Below are 9,069 nucleotides of genomic sequence, written 5' to 3'. Positions count from 1 at the left end.
TTGTGGGCCAGACCGCACAGGGGGGGGCGCCCGGGGGGGGGGCGCCCGCCGCGCGGCTGAGCGAAGGTCAGGCGGGAACGATGTTCTCCGCCTGCAGGCCCTTCTGGCCCTGGGTGACGTCGAACGTCACCTTCTGGCCCTCCTGGAGCTCACGGAAGCCCTGGGCCGCGATGTTGGTGTAGTGGGCGAAGACGTCGGCGCCGCCGCCGTCCTGCTCGATGAAGCCGAAGCCCTTTTCGGCGTTGAACCACTTGACCGTGCCGGTGGCCATGGTCATCTCCTCTGGTCGGTCACGACCGCACACCGTGCGCGGTCGAGATCGCCGCGATGGCCCATCCGGAAGATCCAGAACAACAAAAATGCGCCTGAGGTTCAGATCCAACAGGCGCACGAACATGTCTATGGGAACCGCAACTACTTGCACGGTACCACACGATTCGGCGAAGCGAACGGGGGCGGCCCCACCGGCCCCCTGATGCGGCCCTTGAATTCCGCTGCCTGCGTGGAAGAGTTCCCTGAACCCCCTGGCCGGGCGCATAATGCGGTAATGAAACGCTCCGGACCCGCCAGGCGGCGACATCTCCCCACCAGCCCCTTCGCTCCCCCGCCCGCTGCCCCGCCCGCCAAGGAGTTCGCACTCCAAGACCAGGTCACGCATGACAAGTACGGGCTCGGGCGCATCATCGAGGTCGAGTCGGGACGCGCCGTCCTGGTCGACTTCGGGACGCGGAGGGTGCGGATTCTCGCCCCGTACGAAAAACTCTTCAAGCTCTGAAACCCCTTGCCGGACGGGCCTGCAACGCATCCTGGAAGGTGCTGCGGAAGGCGCGCTGAAGGCGCTCTGGAACCCGCCGTCGAACGGCCGTCCGGCGTTCATTTTTTCGTAAAAAATCGGTGCCAACTCAGCCGCGGCGTAGAAAAACGTCGCGGGCCGGTCAGCCGGTGGGCTGGTCGGTCGTCGGGCCGGTCAGTCGGTGGTGACCGAGTCCGTCCGCCACCACGTGAACCGGTGGACGTACCGGGTGTGCGTGCCGCCGCGGTCGGGACGGCGGCCGTAGGTCAGGACGATGATGCCGCGCCCGCCCGCACCGCCCTCGGCCGGATCGCCCGCCTTGCCCGCGCCCGGACGCGCGGGCAGCGGATGGATCTCGCCGAGCAGCATCCGGGCGGATGCGCGCAGCTCCAGCCGTAGGTCGAACGCCCCGCGGCCCCGCATGGGGCTGCGGGCGAGGACGTCCTGCAGCAGCGCGGTCAGCTGGTCGGCGAGCTCGTCGGCGGCGGAGCCCAGCCCCCACCGCCGCAGGGCGCGGCGGAACGCCCGGCGGACCTTGCGGTCCGGCGCGGCCGCCGCGACGCGGCCGCCGGGCAGCATCCTGCGGGCGGTGCGCAACCGCCACCGGCCGGTGCGCAGCACGGGCTGTCCGGCCTCGGCGGGCAGCCCGGCGAGCGGTTCAGGGCGATCGTTCTTTGACCTGGACACAGGGGTTCTCCGGGTTGTCGCGTCACGGCACATGTGCCCGAGTTTCGCCCGGTCATGCGGCCCGACCGGGAACAGCCACGAACACGATGCCGTCCAATTCTTGACTGATTCCAGAAACTGAGCCAGCCTTGGGTCCGTGGCCACGGCCTTGGACTTCGGACAGCTGCTGCGGGGGGCCGCCTTGCGCGTGACACGTCCGCGCCTGGCGGTGCTCGAAGCTGTGCATGCGCACCCGCACGCCGACACGGATTCGATCATCGGCGCGGTGCGCCGGGACCTCCCGACGGTGTCCCACCAGGCCGTGTACGACTCGCTGCGCACCCTGACGGCGGCCGGGCTGGTCCGGCGCATCCAGCCGGCCGGGTTCGTGGCGCGCTATGAGTCGCGGGTCGGCGACAACCACCACCACGTCGTGTGCCGGTCGTGCGGGGTCATCGCCGACGCCGACTGTGCCGTCGGCGCGGCGCCGTGCCTGACCGCCTCCGACGACCGCGGCTTCACGATCGATGAGGCCGAGGTCGTCTACTGGGGCCTTTGTCCCGACTGTTCCACCGCAGAGAGCCGCTGATACGCCTCGCAAAGCCCTGGGAGGACCCACATGTCCGAGAACACGGAGAACACCGGTTACGACGCCGCCGCGGAGGGCGGCTGTCCGGTCGCGCACACCCGCGCCCCCCACCCCACCGAGGGCGGCGGCAACCGCGGCTGGTGGCCGAACCGGCTCAACCTGAAGATCCTCGCCAAGAACCCCGACGTGTCGAACCCCCTCGACGAGGGCTTCGACTACGCCGAGGCGTTCGCCGGCCTCGACCTGCCCGCCGTGAAGCGGGACATCGCCGAGGTGCTCACCACGTCCAAGGACTGGTGGCCGGCGGACTTCGGGCACTACGGCCCGTTCATGATCCGGATGGCGTGGCACAGCGCCGGCACCTACCGCATCCACGACGGCCGCGGCGGCGCCGGGTCCGGCCAGCAGCGCTTCGCGCCGCTCAACAGCTGGCCCGACAACGCCAGCCTCGACAAGGCCCGCCGCCTGCTGTGGCCGGTGAAGAAGAAGTACGGCCAGAAGATCTCCTGGGCCGACCTGCTGGTGCTGACCGGCAACGTCGCGCTGGAGACGATGGGCTTCAAGACGTTCGGCTTCGCCGGCGGCCGCGTGGACGCCTGGGAGGCCGAGGAGGACGTCTACTGGGGCCCCGAGACCACCTGGCTCGGTGACGAGCGCTACACCGGCGACCGTGACCTGGAGAGCCCGCTCGGCGCCGTCCAGATGGGCCTGATCTACGTCAACCCGGAGGGCCCGAACGGCAACCCGGACCCGCTCGCCGCGGCCCGCGACATCCGCGAGACGTTCCGCCGCATGGCGATGAACGACGAGGAGACCGTCGCGCTGATCGCCGGTGGCCACACCTTCGGCAAGACGCACGGCGCGGGCCCCGCCGACCACGTCGGCCCCGAGCCGGAGGCCGCCCCGCTGGAGCAGCAGGGCCTCGGCTGGAAGAGCACCTACGGCACCGGCGTCGGCCCGGACGCGATCACCAGCGGCCTGGAGGGCATCTGGACGCCCACCCCGACCACCTGGGACAACTCGTTCTTCGAGACGCTGTTCCGCTACGAGTGGGAGCTGTTCAAGAGCCCCGCGGGCGCGCACCAGTGGCGGCCGAAGGACGGCGCGGGCGCGGACACCGTCCCGGACGCGCACGACCCGTCCAAGCGGACCCACCCGACCATGCTCACGACCGACCTCTCGCTCCGCTACGACCCGATCTACGAGCCGATCTCGCGCCGGTTCCTGGAGAACCCGGACGAGTTCGCGGACGCGTTCGCCCGCGCCTGGTTCAAGCTGACCCACCGCGACATGGGCCCGATCGCGCGCTACCTCGGCCCGGAGGTCCCGTCCGAGACCCTCGTGTGGCAGGACCCCGTCCCCGAGGTCGACCACGAGCTCGTCGACGACGCGGACATCGCCGACCTCAAGCAGCGGCTCCTGTCCTCGGGCCTGTCGGTGTCGCAGCTGGTGGCCACCGCGTGGGCGTCGGCGGCGTCGTTCCGCGGCACCGACAAGCGCGGCGGCGCCAACGGCGCCCGCATCCGCCTCGAGCCGCAGAACACGTGGGAGGTCAACGACCCCGACGAGCTGCGGACCGTCCTGCGCACCCTGGAAGGCGTCAAGGAGTCCTTCGACGCGGCGCAGACCGGCGGCAAGCGGATCTCGCTCGCCGACCTGATCGTCCTCGGCGGCTGCGCGGCCGTGGAGCAGGCCGCCAAGGCCGCCGGGCACACCGTCACGGTCCCGTTCACCCCGGGCCGGACGGACGCGTCGCAGGAGCAGACCGACGTCGAGTCGTTCGAGGCGATGGAGCCGTCCGTCGACGGGTTCCGCAACTACGTCGGGAAGGGCAACCGGCTCCCCACCGAGTACCTGCTGCTCGACCGGGCGAACCTGCTCACGCTGAGCGCGCCGGAGATGACCGTCCTCATCGGCGGTCTGCGGGTGCTGGGCGCGAACTACAAGGGGTCGCCGCTCGGCGCGTTCACCACCTCGCCGGGGACGCTCACGAACGACTTCTTCGTGAACCTGCTCGACCTCGACACCACGTGGCACCCGACGACGGGTCAGGACGGAGGGGACGCGGAGACCTTCGAGGGCCGGGACGCGTCGGGCGCGGTCAAGTGGACCGGCAGCCGCGTCGACCTCGTGTTCGGCTCGCACGCCGAGCTGCGCGCGCTCGCCGAGGTCTACGCCAGCGACGACGGGGCCGGGAAGTTCGTGAACGACTTCGTCGCCGCATGGGACAAGGTCATGAACCTCGACCGGTTCGAGCTGCGCTGATCAGCTGACGAGCGGCGTCAGGGCCGGCCGGCGGCTCGCCGGCCGGCCCTGACGTTCGTTTCAGGGTCGGCCGGGTTCTGCGTGGTCAGCCGGTCTTGGGGCGGCAGGCCGGGCAGAGGCCCCAGAACGTGATGTCGGCCTCGTCGATCAGGTAGCCGGCGTCGTCGACCGGGTCGAGGCAGGGCGGGTGGCCGACGGCGCAGTCGACGTCCTTGACGGCGCCGCAGTCGCGGCACACCAGGTGGTGGTGGTTGTCGCCGACGCGTCCCTCGAACCGGGCCGGGCTTCCGGCGGGCTCGATGCGGCGCACCAGCCCGGCGGCGGTGAGCGCGTGCAGCGCCTCGTAGACGGCCTGCAGCGAGATGTGGCCGACCCGGTCGCGCACTCCAGACGCGAGGGCCTCGACACCCAGGTGGTCGCCCGCCCGGACGGTCTCCAGCAGCGCGACGCGCGCGGCCGTCACCCGCAGGCCGACGCCGCGGAGTTCCTCGGCGGTGGTCAGGGGGGATGCGGTCATGCGCCGTACCTACCCTCGCGGACGCGGAAGACTTCTGACAGCGAACGACACAAGTGTAAACGGACATTCGGTGAACGCCGCGCTCCCGATCCGGGGGTGTGGGCGAGCCCCGGATCGGGAGGCGGGGCCGGCCGGCGGCCGGGGAGGACCGCCGGCCGGCGGGCACGGCGAGCGGATCGCCGCCAACGGCGGGGATCGCGCGACCCGGCGGGCGGGCGTCAGCGGACGCGGATCAGGCCCCACAGGCCCTCGGTCAGGGTCCAGCGGAACACGCCCGTCCGGTAGGCGTAGTCCCCGGGTTCCCCTGCCCTGAACGTCAGGGAGCGGAGCGTCCCGTTGGTCAGGCCGCCGATCGCGCCCATCCGCGGCGTGTCGAGGTGCTCCTCCATGGGCCACGTCACGCCGTGGATCTGGAAGGAGTGGTTGCGCGGCTTGTCCGCCCCCACCGCCAGATGGACCTGGACGAGGTCGCCCGGACGGCACCGCAGGATCGGAGTACCGGGCTCGTCCAGCGCCAGGGACGGGCGGTGCGGGAACAGATGAGCGCTCCGGTAGTTGAACGCCTTCTGGCCCGCGTCCTCCGGCTCGTCCTCCAGGTCGGTCACCGGCTGGGTGGGGTCGCCGTGGTGGTACTGGCGCACCCCGTCCTGGAGGATCAGGACCAGCTCGTGGACGTCCTCGGCGCCGGGACGGCGGATCACCGCCTGAGCGCCCGTCCAGGCCCCGTGCGCCGGGGTGGCGTCGGACGGCTCCACCACGAGGGCGCCCACCAGGCCGCGGTGGCGGTGGGTGCGCAGGTCGGCGCGGTCCTCCAGGAGGACCACGCCGGGCGTGTCGGCGTACCAGCGGTAGGTGACGTCGCCGCCCGGCTTGACCGTGCCGTCGCCGTTGTGGCCGGCGAACGCGCCGTCGCTGTCGCGGACGTCGTAGCGCAGCGGCCCGACAGGGTGCAGCGACACCCGCGCCGACACCTCCCGGTCGGCCGGGTCGTCCAATGCCGGGAGCGGCGGGTCGTAGGGCGTCGGCTCCGGCGGGGCGTCCACCTCGTTCGAGAGCGTCAGCTCCACCCACTCCCCGGCCCGGCAGCGCAGCACGAGCGGCTCGCCCTCCGGTGCGCCGTCGACCGCGTAGACCAGGCCGAACGGGTCGCTGCGCCGGTCGCTGTAGTGGATCTCGCGGGCGAGCGCCCGCACCCGGTAGCGGCGGACCTCGCGCGCGTCGAACGGCGGCGGCCCCTCGTCGGTGAACGCGTCCGGCAGCGGCGGGAGATCGTCCCGCACCTCCTCGTGGAGGCGGAACAGGCCCCAGCAGCCGAGCCACGTGTCGTCGATGGCCGAGAACGCCCACATGTGGTCGCCCGCGCTGTGCGTCGGGTCGATGTGCAGGCTGAACGCCTCGGAGATGCCGAGGGTCTGCTGCGAGCGCAGCGGCGAGCGCGGATCGTCGCGCCAGGCGTGCCAGCGCATGCCGTGCACGGTGAACCCGTGCTGCTCCTCGTGCGACCCCTGGTAGAGGCGGACGCGGAGCCGCTCGCCCGGATAGGCGTGCAGCAGCGGCGTCTGCGGGTCGCCGTGCACGTCGCTGGAGAACCAGTCGGCCGGGTCGCCGGGCCGCTCGTGCAGCGGCTCGCACCGGTACCCGACGGCCATGGTGCCCTGGTCGTCGAGGGCGCCGGGGAAGGCGGGCGGGTTGATCGGCTCGCCCTTCTCCCCGGCGCCGTGCTTGATCAGCGGGACGAAGTCGGCGACCGGGATCACCTGCTCGCGGAACGCGGTCCCGTCCGGCAGCTTCACCACGGCCTGGGCCGCGTTGCGGACCTCCCGGCCGTGGTCGCGCGGGTCGACCCAGACGGCGCCCTCCGGTTCGGCGATCATGGAGCCGAACAGGCCGTGCCGCTGCCGCTCGTTGGCGAGCAGGTGGTCGTGGAAGAAGACGACGCCGAACTCCTCGTCGCAGTACCACCGGTACATCCAGGAGCGGTAGCGCTCGTGGTCCTCCGGACCGGCGTCGGCGGTGGTCGTCCCGGACAGGTAGTTCCAGCCGACGCTGGCGCCGTCCGACACCAGCGGGTCGAACTTCACCAGGTGGACGTGCAGCCCGCATTCCGGCTGGAACGGCAGGACGGCGTCGAACGCGGTCTCCTCGTGGCAGCCCGGGGGGAGCGCGTTGGTCAGGGTGAACTCGACGACCTCGCCCTTGCGGGCGCGGATCGCGATCGGCTCGATCTTCCGGGTGCCCTTGGCGAGCTCCTTCCGGAAGTTCTCGACCCCGCCCGCGGCGTCGACCTCCTCCTTCAGGGCGAAGAAGACGCCGCGATGGTCATGCCAGGTCTCCTTGTGCCCGCCGCCGTCGCCGTCGTGGCCCGCGCCTTCGCCGTCGTGGCCGCCTCCGTGGTCGCGGCTCTCGAAGTAGTGGATCGTGCCCTGCATGACGACGAGGTGGTAGCGGCGGACGGGCGCGTCCGGGTCCAGGGTGATCTTGGTGAACGCCTCGCCCGGCTGCGGGTCGGGGACGAACGCCGCCCGCTCCAGCGCGGACGGCTCCCGTCCCATGCCCTCCGGCATCGAGGGGGTGCGCGGCGGGCGGGGCGACTTCTGCGGGAACGTTCCCTCGATGAACGCCGGGAAGCCCGGACGCTCGGCGGTGGCGGCGGGCGGCGCCGGGCGTCCCGGGAGCGGGCGGAGCGGCGCGATGGGCGTGCCGTCCGGGTAGCGTCCGGCGCCGTCCTGGAGGACGTCGAAGACCCGCCACATCCCCCACATGCCGGAGTGGAAATGCGGATAGAGGTGGCAGTGGAAGATGATGTCGCCGGTCGCCGCCTGCACCGAGCCCGCGCCGCCGATCGGCTCGATCGTGAACGCCTGCTGCGGGCTGATCGTGACGGAGTCGATGATGGGCGACTCGCCGTGCCCGGGGACGGCCCGCCACTGGTGCAGGTGGAGGTGGAAGACGTGCGTCTCCTTCACCCCGGCATGGACCAGCCTGATCTTCGACGGGTCGCCGCCGTAGGCGCGGAAGATCGGCGTGTCCGGGTCGCCGAACAGCCAGGAGCTGTGGTGCTGCTCCTCGCCGACGATCGCGTCCCGCGCCGGGTCGATCTCGCCCGCCTCGAGCATCCGCTCGTAGGCGAGCGACCGCCAGCCCATCGGCTCGGTGCGGTAGCTCATGAGCATCATCGAGGCGGCGTGCTCGTTCTGTACGGATTCGTCCCCGTGGCCACCGCCGTTGCCGTGGCCGCCGCCGTGGCCGTCGTGGTCGGGGAACAGCACGGGCGCGAGCCGCTCGCCGCCCGCCGCGGGCGCGTGCGTGTGCGGGCGCGGCCGGTCGCACTCGTAGAGCGGGTGCGGCGGCAGGACGGGATTGTCGTTGGGCGACTCGTCCTGCATGAACAGCGCGTACTCGCGGAAGCTCTCCTGCCCCGGGACGTGGACGTCGGCGTACAGGCCGTCCAGTAGCGGGTCGCCGGTGACCGGGTCGGTCCAGGTGGCGCCCTCGGGCTCGACGATCAGCGCGCCGAACAGCCCGTGCGACTGGGAGCCGTGCTCGCCGCCGCGGAGGTCGGCGAGGTCGCCGAAGAAGAACACGCCCTCGTGGACGGCGTCCCACTCGTAGACGATCGAGCCGCCCGGCGCGACGGCCGAGTCCGGGTTCCGGCCGACGGCGCCCCCGTCGGCGGCCATGACCCGGTGCCCGACGCCCTTGGCGTGGATCCCGGCCCGCTGCCGCAGCTCGTTGCGGAACCGGACGACGACCCGCTCGCCGACGCGCGCCCGCAGCACCAGCGGGCGGACGAGCGGATGCGGGTCGGGAAGCAGTTCCGGGTGCTCCAGCGGGTCGGGGAAGGGCGTCGGAAAACTGTCCCTGACCTTGTTGAGCTCGGTCTCGTGCTCGGCTAGCGTGAAGATCATTCCGTTGCGGTCGTGGTCGCCGTGCGCGTCGAAGACGATGGGAACGTGCAGCGCGACGACGTCGTACACCCTCTTCACGGGCATCTGTGAATTCCCCCTGAAACTCCCGTTGTCTCGGCGGCCGCCGGCCCTCTGCCGGCGGCGGCCATCGGCCTGCGCGGGGTGTGCGGGGTTTGCGAGCTGCGCGGGGCGTGCGGGGTTTGCGGGGTCCACTGCGCGGGATGCGCGAGGTGCTGACAGGTATGACGAACTGGGCAGTCAAGATGTTCCGCCCCAATCTGGTCAGCGTCCATCCAGTGCGCGCGGCGGCTCTCGGCGAGTGCCGAAAACG

The 9,069-nt window shown here is 71.9% G+C and carries 7 protein-coding genes; 3 read left to right on the top strand and 4 right to left on the bottom strand.

Going from position 1 to position 9,069, the window contains the following annotated elements; all coding sequences use genetic code 11:
• Positions 1–67 precede the first annotated feature (67 nt).
• Positions 68–271 carry a cold-shock protein gene (locus ACH34S_RS26445; RefSeq protein ID WP_131971577.1) on the bottom strand — a complete coding sequence of 68 codons (204 nt, stop codon included), beginning with the start codon at positions 269–271 and terminating at the stop codon, positions 68–70.
• A gap of 276 nt (positions 272–547) precedes the next feature.
• Here ACH34S_RS26445 and ACH34S_RS26440 point away from each other — a divergent pair, with 276 nt between their 5' ends.
• The gene (locus ACH34S_RS26440; protein ID WP_395955492.1) at positions 548–775 is read left to right on the top strand and encodes a hypothetical protein; all 228 of its coding nucleotides are present in this window, start codon (positions 548–550) and stop codon (positions 773–775) included.
• Positions 776–967: 192 nt separating this feature from the next.
• Here ACH34S_RS26440 and ACH34S_RS26435 read toward each other — a convergent pair whose 3' ends face one another.
• Positions 968–1,480, bottom strand: coding sequence for a hypothetical protein (locus tag ACH34S_RS26435; protein ID WP_395955491.1), 513 nt, complete (start codon positions 1,478–1,480; stop codon positions 968–970).
• Between the two features lie 136 nt (positions 1,481–1,616).
• Between ACH34S_RS26435 and ACH34S_RS26430 the strand changes: the two genes are divergently transcribed.
• Positions 1,617–2,048 (top strand): Fur family transcriptional regulator, encoded by a 432-nt coding sequence (locus ACH34S_RS26430; RefSeq protein ID WP_395955490.1) that lies wholly within the window; start codon positions 1,617–1,619, stop codon positions 2,046–2,048.
• A gap of 30 nt (positions 2,049–2,078) precedes the next feature.
• Positions 2,079–4,313 carry a catalase/peroxidase HPI gene (gene katG / locus ACH34S_RS26425; RefSeq protein ID WP_395955489.1) on the top strand — a complete coding sequence of 745 codons (2,235 nt, stop codon included), beginning with the start codon at positions 2,079–2,081 and terminating at the stop codon, positions 4,311–4,313.
• 85 nt (positions 4,314–4,398) lie between these two features.
• On the opposite strand, the gene ACH34S_RS26420 is transcribed toward katG, so the two are convergent.
• Together ACH34S_RS26420 and ACH34S_RS26415 are read right to left on the bottom strand one after the other, a co-directional pair.
• Positions 4,399–4,830 (bottom strand): Fur family transcriptional regulator, encoded by a 432-nt coding sequence (locus tag ACH34S_RS26420; protein ID WP_395955488.1) that lies wholly within the window; start codon positions 4,828–4,830, stop codon positions 4,399–4,401.
• 218 nt (positions 4,831–5,048) lie between these two features.
• Complete coding sequence (locus ACH34S_RS26415) at positions 5,049–8,822, bottom strand: multicopper oxidase domain-containing protein (RefSeq protein ID WP_395955487.1); 3,774 nt, start codon at positions 8,820–8,822, stop codon at positions 5,049–5,051.
• Between the last annotated feature and the right edge of the window lie 247 nt (positions 8,823–9,069).

This window comes from Actinomadura sp. 3N508 (assembly GCF_044326375.1).
GTDB lineage: Bacteria > Actinomycetota > Actinomycetes > Streptosporangiales > Streptosporangiaceae > Spirillospora.
Note: the sequence above shows the minus strand (reverse complement) of the source record. Positions and strands in the feature narration are given on the sequence as shown.

Excerpts from the sequence above, each read along its gene's own strand:
- ACH34S_RS26440 (WP_395955492.1), top strand. The coding sequence starts at position 548 with ATGAAACGCTCCGGACCCGCCAGGCGGCGACATCTCCCCACCAGCCCC.
- ACH34S_RS26415 (WP_395955487.1), bottom strand. The coding sequence starts at position 8,822 with ATGCCCGTGAAGAGGGTGTACGACGTCGTCGCGCTGCACGTTCCCATC.
- katG (WP_395955489.1), top strand. The coding sequence starts at position 2,079 with ATGTCCGAGAACACGGAGAACACCGGTTACGACGCCGCCGCGGAGGGC.
- ACH34S_RS26420 (WP_395955488.1), bottom strand. The coding sequence starts at position 4,830 with ATGACCGCATCCCCCCTGACCACCGCCGAGGAACTCCGCGGCGTCGGC.
- ACH34S_RS26445 (WP_131971577.1), bottom strand. The coding sequence starts at position 271 with ATGGCCACCGGCACGGTCAAGTGGTTCAACGCCGAAAAGGGCTTCGGC.